The sequence below is a fragment of the Actinoplanes flavus genome, from assembly GCF_017592555.1.
Classification (GTDB): Bacteria; Actinomycetota; Actinomycetes; order Mycobacteriales; family Micromonosporaceae; genus Actinoplanes; species Actinoplanes flavus.
The window spans coordinates 14,597-28,451 of the sequence record NZ_JAGFNS010000008.1; the positions used below are offsets into that span (position 1 = coordinate 14,597).

The 13,855-nt window shown below is 72.6% G+C and carries 17 protein-coding genes; 10 read left to right on the top strand and 7 right to left on the bottom strand.

Going from position 1 to position 13,855, the window contains the following annotated elements; genetic code table 11:
- Positions 1-6: 6 nt before the first annotated feature.
- A complete protein-coding gene (locus tag J5X75_RS13560) occupies positions 7-519 on the bottom strand; it encodes a hypothetical protein (RefSeq protein ID WP_208467724.1) in 513 nt (170 codons plus the stop codon).
- 26 nt (positions 520-545) lie between these two features.
- Between J5X75_RS13560 and J5X75_RS13565 the strand changes: the two genes are divergently transcribed.
- Positions 546-941 carry a hypothetical protein gene (locus tag J5X75_RS13565; protein ID WP_208467725.1) on the top strand — a complete coding sequence of 132 codons (396 nt, stop codon included), beginning with the start codon at positions 546-548 and terminating at the stop codon, positions 939-941.
- Here J5X75_RS13565 and J5X75_RS13570 read toward each other — a convergent pair.
- Positions 920-1,651 (bottom strand): class I SAM-dependent methyltransferase, encoded by a 732-nt coding sequence (locus J5X75_RS13570; RefSeq protein WP_208467726.1) that lies wholly within the window; start codon positions 1,649-1,651, stop codon positions 920-922. The two genes, J5X75_RS13565 and J5X75_RS13570, sit on opposite strands and share 22 nt — an antisense overlap.
- A 30-nt stretch (positions 1,652-1,681) precedes the next feature.
- On the opposite strand from J5X75_RS13570, the gene J5X75_RS13575 reads away from it, so the two are divergent.
- On the top strand, positions 1,682-2,176 hold the full coding sequence (locus tag J5X75_RS13575; protein ID WP_208467727.1) for an RBBP9/YdeN family alpha/beta hydrolase: 495 nt from the start codon (positions 1,682-1,684) through the stop codon (positions 2,174-2,176).
- On the opposite strand, the gene J5X75_RS13580 is transcribed toward J5X75_RS13575, so the two are convergent.
- From J5X75_RS13580 to J5X75_RS13595, 4 genes are read right to left on the bottom strand one after another with little or no spacing between them, the layout of a single operon-like run.
- Entirely contained in the window at positions 2,157-3,041 is an 885-nt protein-coding gene (locus J5X75_RS13580) for a DUF3626 domain-containing protein (RefSeq protein ID WP_307798063.1), read from the bottom strand. The two genes, J5X75_RS13575 and J5X75_RS13580, sit on opposite strands and share 20 nt — an antisense overlap.
- A gap of 5 nt (positions 3,042-3,046) precedes the next feature.
- Complete coding sequence (locus J5X75_RS13585; RefSeq protein WP_208467728.1) at positions 3,047-3,883, bottom strand: undecaprenyl-diphosphate phosphatase; 837 nt, start codon at positions 3,881-3,883, stop codon at positions 3,047-3,049.
- Between the two features lie 60 nt (positions 3,884-3,943).
- Positions 3,944-4,873 carry a tyrosine-type recombinase/integrase gene (locus tag J5X75_RS13590; protein ID WP_238487910.1) on the bottom strand — a complete coding sequence of 310 codons (930 nt, stop codon included), beginning with the start codon at positions 4,871-4,873 and terminating at the stop codon, positions 3,944-3,946.
- A gap of 13 nt (positions 4,874-4,886) precedes the next feature.
- Entirely contained in the window at positions 4,887-6,491 is a 1,605-nt protein-coding gene (locus tag J5X75_RS13595; RefSeq protein WP_238487912.1) for an ABC-F family ATP-binding cassette domain-containing protein, read from the bottom strand.
- A 326-nt stretch (positions 6,492-6,817) separates the two neighbouring features.
- Here J5X75_RS13595 and J5X75_RS13600 point away from each other — a divergent pair, with 326 nt between their 5' ends.
- The 5 genes from J5X75_RS13600 to J5X75_RS13620 all read left to right on the top strand — a co-directional run bounded on the left by J5X75_RS13600 (position 6,818) and on the right by J5X75_RS13620 (position 10,349).
- Complete coding sequence (locus J5X75_RS13600) at positions 6,818-7,813, top strand: hypothetical protein (RefSeq protein ID WP_208467730.1); 996 nt, start codon at positions 6,818-6,820, stop codon at positions 7,811-7,813.
- A complete protein-coding gene (locus J5X75_RS13605) occupies positions 7,813-8,148 on the top strand; it encodes a PadR family transcriptional regulator (RefSeq protein ID WP_208467731.1) in 336 nt (111 codons plus the stop codon). The genes J5X75_RS13600 and J5X75_RS13605 overlap by 1 nt, the downstream gene beginning before the upstream one ends.
- 195 nt (positions 8,149-8,343) lie before the next feature.
- Positions 8,344-9,327 carry a hypothetical protein gene (locus J5X75_RS13610; RefSeq protein ID WP_208467732.1) on the top strand — a complete coding sequence of 328 codons (984 nt, stop codon included), beginning with the start codon at positions 8,344-8,346 and terminating at the stop codon, positions 9,325-9,327.
- Complete coding sequence (locus J5X75_RS13615; protein WP_208467733.1) at positions 9,327-9,662, top strand: PadR family transcriptional regulator; 336 nt, start codon at positions 9,327-9,329, stop codon at positions 9,660-9,662. The genes J5X75_RS13610 and J5X75_RS13615 overlap by 1 nt, the downstream gene beginning before the upstream one ends.
- A gap of 147 nt (positions 9,663-9,809) precedes the next feature.
- Positions 9,810-10,349: a GNAT family N-acetyltransferase gene (locus J5X75_RS13620; RefSeq protein ID WP_208467992.1), complete on the top strand. Its 540-nt coding sequence runs from the start codon at positions 9,810-9,812 to the stop codon at positions 10,347-10,349.
- A 305-nt stretch (positions 10,350-10,654) separates the two neighbouring features.
- Here J5X75_RS13620 and J5X75_RS13625 read toward each other — a convergent pair whose 3' ends face one another.
- Positions 10,655-11,428 (bottom strand): endonuclease/exonuclease/phosphatase family protein, encoded by a 774-nt coding sequence (locus J5X75_RS13625; RefSeq protein ID WP_208467734.1) that lies wholly within the window; start codon positions 11,426-11,428, stop codon positions 10,655-10,657.
- Positions 11,429-11,547: 119 nt separating this feature from the next.
- Here J5X75_RS13625 and J5X75_RS13630 point away from each other — a divergent pair, with 119 nt between their 5' ends.
- From J5X75_RS13630 to J5X75_RS13640, 3 genes are all read left to right on the top strand, one after another.
- Positions 11,548-12,309, top strand: a complete 762-nt coding sequence (locus tag J5X75_RS13630) for a sulfite exporter TauE/SafE family protein (RefSeq protein WP_208467735.1) — start codon at positions 11,548-11,550, stop codon at positions 12,307-12,309.
- 19 nt (positions 12,310-12,328) lie between these two features.
- Positions 12,329-12,805 carry a heme-degrading domain-containing protein gene (locus J5X75_RS13635; RefSeq protein WP_208467736.1) on the top strand — a complete coding sequence of 159 codons (477 nt, stop codon included), beginning with the start codon at positions 12,329-12,331 and terminating at the stop codon, positions 12,803-12,805.
- A 62-nt stretch (positions 12,806-12,867) separates the two neighbouring features.
- Positions 12,868-13,855 (top strand): NAD-dependent epimerase/dehydratase family protein (locus tag J5X75_RS13640; RefSeq protein ID WP_238487914.1); only part of this gene is annotated, 988 nt, incomplete at its 3' end.

Genomic DNA, 13,855 nt, shown 5'->3' on the forward strand with positions numbered 1-13,855 from the left:
GGCCGGTCAGCCGGTCCAGCCCGGCGGGCCGGGCCGCGGCAGGCCGAGCGGGCGCGGGTGCCCGCTGGGCCACAGGTCGATCAGGTGCAGGAAGTGGCGGCCGGGTTCGACCGGGTTCGCGTGCGGCGGCGCCCCAGTCGGCACGAACGACACCCGCGCCCGGTAGCGTCCCGCGGCGACCGGCAGCTCATGCGCCGGCCCGGGGATCTCCGCGCAGCCGTGCAACGACAGCGTCCCGGTGGGCACGTCCAGATCGGTCTCGACGATGTGGACGGCGTCGGCCGACAATGGGGGCTCGCCCGCGGCGAGGCGCACCACGACGGCGACGTGGTCGCTGCGGGCGGTGCCGACGGCCAGGCTGTGCGGGGTGTCCAGGCCGATGTGGTGCACGTCGACGGCGTCACCGGACCACGGTTCGGGCCAGTCGCCGAGGTCCTCGGCGGCGTCGGCGGCGGCGTGGTCGGACAGGTAGAACTGGGCATGGTCGGCGAACAGGACGGTACGCCGGAGCACGATCACCGGCGCACTCTACCGGGAGGACGGCGATGGCGGTCCGTTTCGAGCTGGTGGCCGAGTTCCGGTCGCCGTCGGCGGCGGTGGCCGCGGCGGACCGGGTGGTGGCCGCCGGGAACACGCCGATCGACCTGTACTGGCCGCGCCTGGACCGCGACGGTGACGCGACCCTGCTGCTGTCGGTGGTGCCGGTGGTCGGCGGGCCGCGGACGGCACGCTGGTTCACCGACCTGGGCCACGGCCTGTACCGGCTGCTGGCCGACCTGACCGGCTACACGGCGGCGCTGGCCGGCTGGGATCCGCACGGCCCGCTGCGCGCGCGCCGGCGCGTGCCGGGGCTGGTGCTGCCGGAACCGGGCGACGGGCCGGGGTTCGTGCCGTTCGCCAGCGGATTCGTGTGGCTGCCCTACCGGGGTGAGAGTGAGTGAACCGGCCGGCGGCAGAGGAAGACCCGTTCGCGGGCGGGCCGGTCCGGAGCCTGGCGCACGTCGGCGATCTCGAACCCGGCGGCGGTGAGCGCGTCGCCGAGTTCGGTGCGGTCCCGGAACCGTAGTGTCGAATCGGAGGAGAGCACGTCGCCGTTCGGGAACGTGTACGTGTACCGGAAGCTGACCAGCGGCAACCGCACCTCGGTGAGCCGCCGTCGCCGGTGCACCGCGCCGACGCCGGGCACCTGGCGCACGACCGGCGCGGTGTCGCGGGCCCACTCGTCCCACACCCGGTACTCGGGCCGCCGGGTCTCGAAAACCAGGTGCCCGCCGGGATCCAGCCGGTCGTACAGGTCGGACAGCAGGGTGTGCCACCCGTCGTCGGTGACGAAGACCTGCGCCACGTTGCCGGTCATCACCGCCAGGTCGAACCGTTGGTCCGGCAGTGCCGGCAGCCAGGTGACCCGGTCGGCGCCGGGTTTGCCGCGGGCCACGTCGAGGCTGGCGTGCGCCGGGTCGACGCCGGTGACGGTGTGCCCGGCGGCGGCCAGGCGCAGCGCCAGGCAGCCGGTGCCGCAGCCCACGTCGAGGATCCGGTGGGCGCCCAGTTCGGCGACGATCTCCTGGTAGGCGTCGAGGTCGCCGCGGTCACCGTCGAACGTGTCGTACAGCACGGCGAGCCGCGGATCGGCGAAGATCGCATCGGGCATGCATCGACGTTAGCCGTTACCCTCTCGTGGGTGACACGATTTCTGCTGGTGCCCGGCCGTGGGGTGCCGTTTCCGAATCACTGGTCACGGCAGTGGGCGCGGGCCCACCGCGACCACACGTGGGCGCCGGAACCGCCCGGCCCGCCCTATGTGGCCGGTGACCGGGTGGCCGCCCTGAATGCGGCCATCGCCGCCGACACCGCCGCGGCGGTCCTGATCGCCCACTCGGCGGGTTGCCTCACCGTGGCGTTGTGGGCCGCGCGGCACAGCGGCCCGGTGGTCGGCGCGCTGCTGGTGACGCCGCCGGAGCGGGACGACATGCCACGGGAGCGGCTGCCGTTCCCGTCGATCGCGGTGCTGTCGCGTAACGATCCGCATGCCTCGTTCGCCTACGGTGAGCAGCTGGCCCGGCAGTGGGGCGCCGAGATCCACGACGCCGGCCCGGTGGGTCATCTGGATTCCCGTTCCGGGTTCGGGCCGTGGCCGGAGGGCGAGAAGCTGGTGGCTAGGCTGGCCGCCCCATGATCACCAAAACGTGCCACAGGTATTTGACCAGCTGCGGATGCTCGCCGTCGCGGGCCGCCCGGCCGAGCACGGCCGCGTCCAGGACCGGCTCGCCGTAGCGGGCGGCGATCGTCCGGCCCAGCGCCGCCGCCTCCGGGCCGCGTAACGCGTCGGGCAATTCGCCGGCGGGCAACCGGAATCCGCCGTGCCAGCGCAGCGGCACCCCGAGGGCACGCAGGTGACCTTCGTACGGCGTACCGCGGAATGCGGGGTCGGCGACGACGGCCGCGACGTCGACGCTCAGGGTGAGCCCGTCGTGGACCTGCGCTTCGACGTAGTCGTCGAGGGTCCGCCCGGCCCGCGTGCGGGGCGCGCCGAGCGCGGCCACCCACGCGTCCGCGCTGCTCGCGCTCACCCCCAGAGCGTTTCCGGTACGGGTGACCTGCGCGCGAAGCCCCTCCCAGACGGCGGCGAAGGTGCCCGCCGTACCCAGGATCTCCGGTTCGGTGTGACTGTCGCCGAGGCTGAACGTCGCCCGGTCGAGGCAATGCGAGCGCAGTTCGAGGTGGCAGCTGCCGAACCGGGGCGCCGCCCCGTCCGGATGCCCGGCCAGGTTCAGCGCCCCGTAGACGGGCCGGCTGCCGCTGTCGCCGAACATGCGCTGTTCCCAGCGGGGCCGGTCGCCGCCGAGCCCGCCGTTGGAGATGCCGGTCTCGTACTGGGTGCGGTAGACGCCGTCGGCGGCGAGGTGTTCGGCCACGGTGCGGCCGTCGGCGAGCGGCCGGTCGGGGTGGAAGTTGACCGTGATCGGCGCGACCGGCACCGCCCCCGCGGCCGGGAACAGCGCCCGCACGTGGGCGAGCGCTCGTTGCCCGGCGGTGGTCACGGCGGCTACTTGGCGGCGATCGTGCCGGTGGCCAGCAGCAGCAACAGCAGCGAGCCGAGCGCCACCCGGTAGAAGATGAAGATGCTGTACGAGTGCTTGGACACGAACTTGAGCAGCCACGTCACCGACGCGTAGGCGACCACGAAACTGACCACGGTCGCGACGATCGTGTTGGTCCAGCCGACACCGTTGGCGATCCGGTCGGCCTCGCTGATGCCCTGCAACAGCGACGCGCCGGTCAGTGCCGGAATCGACAGGAAGAACGACAGTTTCGTCACGGTGACCCGGTCGATGTCACGCAGCAGGCCGGCCGACATGGTCGCGCCGGAGCGGGAGATGCCGGGGATCAGCGCCATGCACTGCACGGTGCCGATGATCAGCGTGTCCTTCCACGTGACGTCGTCCTGGTGGCGGACCTGGGTGGCGGCGTGGTCGGCGAACGCCATCACACCGCTCCACAGGATCAGCGCCCCGGCGACGAACCACAGACTGCGCAGGGTGCCCTCGATGGCGTCCTTGAACAGCAGCGCCGCGATCACGATCGGGATGGAGCCGAGCAGCACCGCCAGCCCGAACTTGAAGTCGGCGTGCTCGCGGTGGGACGCGTTGAACAGGCCCTTGAAGAAGGCGGGCACCACCCGGGCGATGTCCTTGCGCAGGAACAGGATGGTGGCGAGCACCGCACCCGACTGGATGATCACCGTGAAGGCGGTGATGTCCGGGTCGTCGATGGTGTGGCCGAACAGCTTCTCCAGGATCGTCAGGTGCCCTGTGCTGGACACCGGAAGGAACTCGGTGACACCTTCGACCGCGCCGAGGATGATCGCCTCGACGAGACTCATTTCCGTGCTCAAAACACCCGCCCGCTTTCCGTAGCCGGGTTCAGAGCATAGGGGGCCGTTTCACCCCCTGTTGCGGCGGGCACGGGCCGCCGCGATCGTGTACGCGGGGTCACGGTCCAAGTTGTAACGGTCACGGTCGTAGCGGCGTGTGGTGCGCGGATCGGCGTGACCCATGGCGTCCTGCACGTCTTCCAGCGGTACGCCCTCGGCACGGGCCGTGGTGGCGAACGAATGCCGCAGCGAGTGCGGCGACAACCGGTCGGCCGAGGCGATACCGGCGTCCGCGGCCAGCCTGCGGATCAGCCGGAAGACGGCGTGCCGGTCGACGCGGGCGCCGGTCGACGTGACGAACAGCGGCCCCGGCTCACCGCCGCGTTCGGTCAGGTAGTCGTCGAGGACCGCGGACACCGCCGGGGTCACCGCCCGGCGGCGGGCCTTGCCGCCCTTGCCGGTGAACCGGACGGTCCGGTGGCCGCGTTCGTGGCCGAGGTCGTCGAGGTTCAGCCCGACCAGCTCACCGACGCGCAACCCCAGATCGGCCAGCACGGTGACCATCGCGTGGGTGCGCCGCCCGGCCCGCCCGGCGGCCACCAGCAGCGCGTCGACCTCGGCCGGGGTGAGCCCGACCGTGGACGAGTGGTCGCGGTCGATGTGCGGGCGGTCCGCGCCGCCGACCGGGTTCGCCGGCACCGCCCGCAGTTTGAGCAGGAAGTCGTACCAGCTGGACAGGCCGGACAGTTTCCGGGCCACCGAGGCGGGCGCCAGCGGCCGGGCCTCCAGCTCGCGGGCGTACGCGTTGACGTCCAGGAACGAGGCGTGCAGCGGGTCGAGGTCACGGCCGGCGCACCAGGTGAGCCAGCCGTCGACGTCGCGCCGGTACGCCGCCCGGGTGTGCTCCGACAGCCGCCGGTTGGCCAGCCACGCGTCGGTGAACTCCCGGGCGGCCGTGCCGGTGACGGGAACCCGGCCCAGGTGCGGCTGCAACGACATGCCCGTCATCGTCTCAGCTCTCGATCAACTGTCCGTCCGCGACATGCCAGTGCCGGGTGTGACCGATCGCATCGGCGAAATACCGGTCGTGGCTGACCACCAGCAGCGTCCCCCGGTAGCGGCGCAGCGCCTCCTCCACCACGTCGAGGGCGGCGAAGTCGAGGAAGTTGGTCGGCTCGTCCAGCAGCAGGATCCGCGACGGGCTGTTGACCAGCACCGCGAGCAGCAGCCGCCGCAACTCCCCCGCCGACAGCTCCCGCGTCGGCGCGTCCCACTGGTCGGCGTCGAACTGGTGACCGGCCAGCAGTTTCTCCGCGTCGTCGACGTAGACCGGCACCCGCGCCCGGAAGAACTCCATCACCGTGGTGGTGTCACGCAGCCCGTCGTCGGTCTGCGGCAGCACCGCCACCTCCGGATGCCGGTCCGCGATCGCCCGCAGCAGGGTCGTCTTGCCCGCCCCGTTACGGCCGGTGATCACGATCCGGTCGCCGCGGGTGACGTCCAGGTCGACGTCGCGCAGCAGCACCCGATCACCGTGCGTCACGTTCAGGTCGCGAACCTTGAGAACGATCTCGCCCGGGTCGCCGTCGTCACCCGGGAAGGCGAGCGTCAGCGGCGGGCGGCTGCGCGGCCGGGCGATCCACGTCACCGACGCCATCTGCCGCCGCAGCCGCCGCTCCCGGACCTTCGCCTTGCGGGCGACCAGCCGGGCGACACGTTTGATGTGCGGGGCGGCGGCGCTGGCCGGTGTGTTCAGTTCGACGCCACGCGCGTACCCCTTGGTCTTCTCGATGTCGGCTTCCCACCGGATCCGGTTCTTCTCCTGCGCCTCGTAGTCGAGCAGCAGCTTCTCCCAGCGGCGCTGCTTCTCGGCGCGGTAGGCGGTGTAGCCGCCGCCCGGATAGTCCTGCGGCTGCTCGTCGATGCCGTCGAGCTCGACGATGCGGGTGACGACCTCGTCCAGGAACGCCCGGTCGTGGCTGACCGCCAGCACCCCGCCCGGGAAATCGCCGAGCCACTGCCGCAGCCAGGCCGCGCCCTCGGCGTCGAGATGGTTCGTCGGTTCGTCGAGCAGCAGCAGGTCGGGTTCGTCGAGCAGGGCGCGGGCCAGCATCAGCCGCGCCTGCTCGCCGCCGCTGACCGCCCGCAGCGGCAGGTCGTCGTCGAGGTGGTCGATGTCCAGGCGCTGCCGGATCTCGGTGAGCCGCGTCTCGGCGGTCCAGCCTTCCAGGGCGGTCCAGCGTTCCTGCACGGCCGCGAACTCGTCCAGCGCGTCCTGGCCTTCGGCCAGCCGTTTCTCCAGCTCCCGCAGCCGTGCGGTCACGTCCGCGAGCTCGCCGAGGCCGCCGCTGAGAAACGCGCCGACGCTGCCGTCGGGGTCCGGCATCCGTTGCGGGACGTACGCGACGCGCGTGCCCGCGGCGAGGCCGAGATGACCTTCGGTGGGCTCGAGTTCACCGGCCAGCACCCGCAGCAGGGTGGTCTTGCCGGCGCCGTTGGGTCCGACGACGCCGATCCGGTCGCCGGGGCGCAGCACCAGGTCGAGGCCGGAGAACAGCAGGTCACCGTCGTGGGCGCGGCCCAGCCGGACGGTCTTGAGATGAGCGGACTGTTGCAAGATCTACTCCAGGGGAGAGTGCACCGACAGGGATCTGGGGGTCGGTTGTCTCTCACATCGCGCTGGTGCGCTCCCGGTTCTCTCGGCGGCAGGTCCGGCTACCACCTTGCCCGCCGCTCCCGCCCCGCGCAACCGGAATATCCACTCACCCTTTTCGAATAATACGGCCGCCGATACATGACCCGACCGGCCGCGGCCGCCTCGCACGCCGCCCGCCCTTCCCACGACCTTTCCCGTGCAGCGATCGTTCGGCCAGGATGCCGCCGCTCTCACCCCATTCGGATAGTACGGTTGACGTTATATGACGTCGCCCGTAGGTTGGTGGCATGTCTGCTTCCGACTGGCCGCGCGCCGAGCCCACCCTGGAGCGCGTCTACCGCCGTCTGCTGCACGCCTACCCCCGCCCCTACCGGCGCCGCCACGGCGCGGAGATCGTCACCACCCTGCTGGAGATGGCCGAACCCGGCCAGCGCCGCCCCCGCCTCGCCGACTCCTGGCATCTGATCGCCTCCGGCCTGCGGCAGCGCTTCCGGCTCCCGCACCGGCCCCTGGCCTGGCTGGCCGCGGCCCTGGCCCTGCTCGCCGGCGGCGCGTTCGGTGCGGCGGCCGGCTCGTGGGCGGCCGTGCAAACCCGCGCCGACCTGCCCGGCACCGGCCGGACCCTGGCCGTGCACCAGCTCGCCGCCGGCGCCACCGGCGGCCGGATCAGCCTGAGCACGACGTCGGGCGCCCCGATCTCCGGCCCCGACGCGTTCGCCGTCACGGCCTTCACCGGCCCGGCCTCCTGGGACGCCCGGGCGGCCCGGGCCCGGCTGGCCGCCGACGGCTGGCAGGCCGGCGACATCCAGCCGGGAAACGGCCGGTTCCAGGCCGTCCGGGACGGCCTGGAAATGCTGGTGTACGGGTCGTCCGACACCTCCGGGACGACGGTGATGACCACCGTCACCGCCGTCGACAACGGCTGGCTGCGCCCGCTGACCCTCCTCGGCCTGCTGGCCGGTGCCCTCACCGGCTGGCTGACCGCGGCCGCCGTCACCCAGCGCCGCTCCCGCCCGGCCGCGGTCGCCGCCCTGGTCGCCTTCGCCGCGCTGACCCCACCGGTCTGGGCCGTGTACGACTCCGCGGTCGCCGCCCTCCTGCACCCCGGACGCGGATTCGTGGCGCACACCGTGCTGTGGCCGTCGTACTTCTGGCCGGTCGAGCCGATCTGGCTGAACACCGCCCTGGCGGTCGCCGGTCTGGCCCTGGCCGCGGTCACGGTGGTCCTGTCGCTGGTGGGGCCGCGCCCCCCGACGACCGTCTCCCGGCGGGTGGCGGGCTGATGCAGGAGCCGACGTTTCTGATTCTGACCGCTTTGGCCGCTGCGCCGTTGCACGGTTACGGCATCGTCCAGTCCGTTCTGGGCTTGTCCGAGGGTGAGGTGAAGTTGCGGCCCGGCACCCTCTATGGGGCTTTGGACCGGCTGGCTGAGCAGGGTCTGGTCGAGGTGGAACGTGAGGAGGCCGTCGAGGGCCGGTTGCGCCGTTATTACCGGTTGACCGATCAGGGTGCTGCCGCGTTGTCGACCGAGGTGCGGCGGCTGCGGCGTCGCGCGACGGCGGCGGAGACCCAGCTCAACGACCGTCACGGCATCGTCCCCGGCCTCGGCACCGCCTGAACCGGCTCGACCCACCACCGCGGAGAGGACCGTCGCGGCACCGCCTGAGCTGGGCCGACCCACCATGGCGCAGCTCAGCTCCAGGACCGTCGCGGCACCGCCTTGAGCTGGCCGGGCCGCCGCTACCGGAGCCCGGTTCGAAGACCGTCGAGGCATCATCCCCGGCCTCGCCCGACCCACCGAAAGTTGCCGTTCATGTCTACTTCCGACTGGCCGAGCGCCGCCCCCACGCTCGAACGCCGTTACCGGCGCCTGTTGACCGCCTACCCGAGCCACTACCGGCGCCGCCACGGTGCGGAGATCGTCACCACCCTGCTGGAGATGGCCGAACCCGGCCAGCAGCGTCCCGGCCTCGCCGACTCCTGGCATCTGATCGTCTCCGGCCTGCGGCAACGTCTCCGGCTGCCCCGCCGTCCGCTGGCGATGCTGGGCGCTGCCCTGGCGCTGCTGGCGGGTGCGGCGTTCGGTGCGGCGGCCGGTTCGTGGGCGGCGTTCCAGACCTACACCCCGCTGCCCGGCAACGGTGCGGCCACGGCCGTCCACCGGCTGACCACCGGTGTACCCGACGTCTCTCCGTACGTGTGGACGCTGCGCGGCCACTCCGACACCGGACCGATGATCATGGCCGAGAGCAACCTGTCCGGCTGGCAGACCGCCCCGGCCCGGGACCGGCTCGCCGCCGACGGCTGGCGGGCCCTGCCGGTGGCCGAACCCGACCGTGACTTCGAACTCACGATGCGACGCGACGGCCTGCGCCTCCACGCGGTCACCGACCTCACCCGTTCGGCCGTCTGGTCCACCGTGTCGACCGTCGACACGGGATGGATGCGGCCGCTGGTCGTGGCCGGTCTGCTGGCCGGCGCCCTCACCGGCTGGCTGACCGCGGCCGCGGTCGCCCAGCGCCGGTCCCGGCCGGCCGCGGTGACCGCCGTGTTCGCGTTCGCGGCGCTGGCCCTGCCGGTGGTGTCGATCGCCGACAACCTGACGAACGTCTTTCACCGCGCCCACCTGGGAGCAACCGTGCACCACGTGCTGGTCACGTCCACGTACTGGCAGTCCGGCCCGCCGTGGCTCAATCCGGCGCTGACCGTCGCGGGGCTGGCGCTGACCGTCGGCACGGTCGTGGTGTCCCGGTTCTCCCGTCCGGCCGGTCCTTCGATGCGGGAGGTGGCGGGCTGATGCAGGAGCCGACGTTTCTGATTCTGACCGCTTTGGCCGCTGCGCCGTTGCACGGTTACGGCATCGTCCAGTCGGTTCTGGGCTTGTCCGAGGGTGAGGTGAAGTTGCGGCCCGGCACCCTCTATGGGGCTTTGGACCGGCTGGCTGAGCAGGGTCTGGTCGAGGTGGAACGTGAGGAGGCGGTCGAGGGCCGGTTGCGCCGTTATTACCGGTTGACCGATCAGGGTGCTGCCGCGTTGTCGGCCGAGGTGCGGCGGCTGCGGCGTCGCGCGACGGCGGCGGAGACCCAGCTCAACGACCGGCGCGGCATCGTCCCCGGCTTCGGCACCGCCTGAGGCGTGTCCGCTGTGCTGGTCGCCGCCACGGGGGTGGGCGAACAGCACAGCGGTGACCGGCACGGCGGCGCTGCGGTGTATCCCGTCGCGACCGATATCCGGCACGGATCTCGCCTCATCGGCCCGGCGGGTGATATCTGTGCCGGCATGGCTGAGCTCGCTGCCCCGACGGTCCGTGTCCATGCGTCCTTCCTCGCCGCGATGGCCGAATTCGGTGCCGAAGGGCGTGGCACTGTCCACGATGCGACCGAGACGGGCCGGGAGATGCGCCTGTTCAGTGCCGTCTGGACGGCGCCGGAGGGCTTCGCCGACTACGTACGGTGGCTCATCGGCCAGGCGCGGGAGGACAGCCCACGGCCCGAAGGGTACGTTCCGGCGACGAACCTGTGGATGACGGACGGCGACGAGTACATCGGGCGTCTCGCGATCCGTCACCGGCTGACCGAGCGGCTGCTGCTGGCCGGCGGGCACATCGGCTATGACGTGCGGCCCTCGGCCCGCCGCCGCGGCCATGCCACCCGGATGCTGCGCGAGGGTCTGGCCGTGGCCCGCGGTCTCGGCATCACGTCGGCGCTGCTGACCTGCGACGTCGACAACGTGGCCTCCCGCACGGTGATCGAGCACAACGGCGGCGTGCTCGAGAACCGCCACGAGGACAAGTGGCGGTTCTGGGTGCCGACCTCCTGACCTCAGCTGGCCGTGAGCGCTTGATCAACCCGCTGGAGACAGCCCTGGCAGCCAGCCGGAAAGACCGGGCTGGCCGTCAGCGCTTGATCAACAAGGCTGAGACAGCCCTGGCAGCCAGCTGGGCAGTGGGGGGGCTTGGCCGGTGCGGTTGGGGCGGTACGGCGGGTGGCTGGACCGGCGATCTGAGCCCGGCGGGCGCGGCACAGGCGGGAGTGGGCAGCGAGATCGCGCGGCAGGGCGGGACGGCCCGCAAATGAGGCGGGACGGCGTCGCGCGTACCGAAGAAGAGAAGCGGAACCGGAGGATCAGCGGTCGAGGCGCACGACGAGCGGCCGGTGATCGGAGATCGGCTGTGGTGGGGTGCGCACCTGCACGACCCGGCCCAGAGCCGCCACCCCCCGCGGGTCCGCCAGCACATGATCGAGCTGGGTTTTCGGCGCCGGGCTGGGGAAGGTCGCGGCCCGCGCCAGCGGCCGCCAGCCGGTGAACGCACGCACCGGCCCGGCCGGCATGTTCAGGTCCCCGAGCAGCACCCGCGGCGCCGGCAGGCCCCGCAGCGCGCGGACGGCGTGCCGCAGCTGGCGCACGTTCCAGCCGGGCACGAACGACAGATGGGTGGTCGCGACCGTCATCGGCCCGGCGGGGGTCTGCACGACGGCCGCCAGCAGCACCCGCGGTTCGTCGCGCAGCAGCATCAGACCGCCGTCGGGCGCCAGGACCGGGGAGCGCACCGGCGCGCCGGGCAGTTCGGTGATCTGCCACCGGTCGACCGGATACCGCGACACCAGGGCGATGCCGTACTGCGGGTGGGCGATGTCGGCGCCGGAGTGCCAGGGTTCCCACGTCTGGCCGGGGGTGCCGACGACGGCGGCGGCGAACCGGTGGGTCGCGGCGTCGAGGGCGTCGGCGGCCAGCGCGGTCAGGTCGAGCAGCCCGGAGCGGGGCTGGGCCCGGTCCACCTCTTGCAGTCCCAGGACGTCGGCGTCGAGGTCGGCGATCGCGGTGTGGATCCGGCCGGCGTGTACGGTGCCGTCGGACAGTGATCTGCCGTGCAGCAGGTTGAAGGTGGCCAGGCGCACCAGCCGACCCTAGCCAACGGGGTGAGTGGGATGTTTATCAAGGCAGTGTTGTGCCTCGCGTTGTTGTTCATCGCGGGTGCGGCGTTCGGGATCTGGCTGCAGCGGCAGCGGGGCCGCCGGTGATCGCGACACTGCTGGTGGCGGCCGCGGCGGCCGGCTGGGTGGACGCGGTCGTCGGCGGGGGTGGGCTGCTGCTGCTGCCGGCGATGATGCTGGCCGCCCCGCAGTTGCCGACGGCGACGGCGCTGGGCACGAACAAGTTGACGGCGATCTGCGGCACGAGTACGGCGGCGGTCACCTACGCCCGCCGCACGAAGATCGACTGGCGGGTGGCGGGCCCGTCGGCCGGGCTGGCGTTGCTCTGTTCCGGCTGCGGGGCGCTGCTGGCGGCGAGGATCCCGGCGGCCGCGTTCCGGCCGTTGATCATCGCGGTGCTGGTGGCGGTGGCGGTGTTCGTCACCGTACGCCCGCAGATGGGGATGATGGAGCACCCGCAGAAACGCACCCGGTGGCGCCGCGGTGTCGCGGTGGCCGTGGCCGGCGGCGCCATCGCCACCTACGACGGGCTGATCGGCCCGGGCACCGGCACGTTCCTGGTGCTGGCGTTCACCGGAATCGTCGGCGCCGACTTCGTGCACGCCTCGGCGATGGCGAAGATCGTCAACACGGCGACGAACCTGGGCGCGCTGGTGGTGTTCGCCGCGACCGGGCATGTGGCCTGGAAACTGGGTCTGGGCATGGCGGTGTGCAACGTGCTCGGTTCGGTGGTCGGCGCCCGGATGGCGTTGCGACGCGGCGCCGGGTTCGTCCGGATCGTGCTGCTGGTGGTGGTGCTGGCGCTGATCGTGCGCCTGGGATACCTGTACTGGCAGGAACACTGAGTCGGCGAGAATGGGCGGCATGAGCGACGACCTGGACCAGTTGATCAAAACCGTTGAGGAGCAGGAGCAGCGGCTGGTGTTCCCCGGTTTCACCGAGGCCGACGCGTGGCGGCTGGGCGGCCTGCTGGTGAACCTGGCCACCGAGCGGCGGCTGCCGGTGGCCGTCGACATCCGCCGCGGCCGGCAGCAGCTGTTCCATGCCGCGCTGCCCGGCGCGACCGCCGATAACGACGCCTGGATCGAGCGCAAGGTCCGCGTCGTCTACCGGTTCGGCGCCTCCTCCTACCTGGTGGGCCGCCGGCTGGCCGCCAAGGGCCGCCAGCTCGACGCCGCCCAGGGTGTCGACCCGGCCCGGTACGCCGCACACGGCGGCGCGTTCCCGGTGCGGCTGGCGAACGCCGGCGTGATCGGGGTGGTCACCGTGTCCGGGTTGCCGCAGGCCGACGACCACGCCCTGGTGGTGGAGGCGATCGAGACGTTCCTGGCCGCCGGCTGACGCCTCTGCTGTCGGCAGAGCCGGCTGGGCGTGTCGCCGGCCGCTGGGGCAGGCTCGCCGGTATGCGGATTCTCATTCTGGGTGGCAGTGGTTTCGTCGGGCGGGCCGCCGCCGAACTGGCGGTGGCCCGCGGCCACGACGTGACGGTGTTCAACCGCGGGCTACGCGACCCGGTGGCCGGGGTGACCACGCTGGTCGGTGACCGGCTGGCCGAGGGCGGCCTGGACGCGCTGCGCGACGGCACCTGGGACACGGTGATCGACACCTGGTCGGCCGGCGCCGGCGCGGTGGGCGCGGCGGCGGCGCTGCTGTCGGGCCGGGCGGCCCATTTCGTGTACGTCTCCAGCCGCTCGGTCTACCGGTGGGATCTCGACAGCCCGCCGCTGGCCGAGGACTCACCGTTGGCCGACGTCGACGACCCCGGGTACGCCGGCGACAAACTGCGCGCCGAGATCGCTACCGCCGCGTTCGACGGCCCGGTCCTGCTGGCCCGCGCCGGGCTGATCCTCGGCCCGTACGAGGACATCGGCCGTCTCCCCTGGTGGCTGGGACGGCTGCACACCGGCGGCCCGACCCTGGCGCCCGGCCCCCGCGATCTGGCGTTGCAGTACGTCGACGTCCGCGACCTGGCCGCGTTCCTGCTCGACGCCGCCGGACGGCACGGCCCGTTCAACGTGGTCAGCCCACCCGGGCACACCACCATGGGTGAACTGCTGGACATCGGCAACGAGGTCACCGGCGGTCACGCCGACCTGCGGTGGCTGCCGGGCGAGGACATCACCGCCGCGGGCGTGCAGCCGTGGACGCAGCTGCCGATCTGGCTGACCCCGGCGACCGGGTACGCGTTCATGCACCAGGGCGATGTCAGCAAAGCCGTGGCCGCGGGCCTGTCGTGCCGGCCGGTCCGGGACACGGTCGCCGACACGTGGGCGTGGCTGCGGACCCTGCCGGGCGGTGCGCCGCAGCGCACCGACCGGCCGGTGCCGGGGCGCGCCCCGCCGGTCGAGGCCGCCAAACGGGGGCGTGGGAGGGGGGGGGGGGAGTTGCTGG

Bases quoted from the DNA above. Each gene is read 5' to 3' on its own strand.
- J5X75_RS13600 (WP_208467730.1), top strand. From the start codon at position 6,818: ATGTCTGCTTCCGACTGGCCGCGCGCCGAGCCCACCCTGGAGCGCGTC.
- J5X75_RS13585 (WP_208467728.1), bottom strand. From the start codon at position 3,883: ATGAGTCTCGTCGAGGCGATCATCCTCGGCGCGGTCGAAGGTGTCACC.
- J5X75_RS13635 (WP_208467736.1), top strand. From the start codon at position 12,329: ATGAGCGACGACCTGGACCAGTTGATCAAAACCGTTGAGGAGCAGGAG.
- J5X75_RS13615 (WP_208467733.1), top strand. From the start codon at position 9,327: ATGCAGGAGCCGACGTTTCTGATTCTGACCGCTTTGGCCGCTGCGCCG.
- J5X75_RS13620 (WP_208467992.1), top strand. From the start codon at position 9,810: ATGGCTGAGCTCGCTGCCCCGACGGTCCGTGTCCATGCGTCCTTCCTC.
- J5X75_RS13570 (WP_208467726.1), bottom strand. From the start codon at position 1,651: ATGCCCGATGCGATCTTCGCCGATCCGCGGCTCGCCGTGCTGTACGAC.
- J5X75_RS13565 (WP_208467725.1), top strand. From the start codon at position 546: ATGGCGGTCCGTTTCGAGCTGGTGGCCGAGTTCCGGTCGCCGTCGGCG.
- J5X75_RS13610 (WP_208467732.1), top strand. From the start codon at position 8,344: ATGTCTACTTCCGACTGGCCGAGCGCCGCCCCCACGCTCGAACGCCGT.
- J5X75_RS13605 (WP_208467731.1), top strand. From the start codon at position 7,813: ATGCAGGAGCCGACGTTTCTGATTCTGACCGCTTTGGCCGCTGCGCCG.
- J5X75_RS13590 (WP_238487910.1), bottom strand. From the start codon at position 4,873: ATGTCGTTGCAGCCGCACCTGGGCCGGGTTCCCGTCACCGGCACGGCC.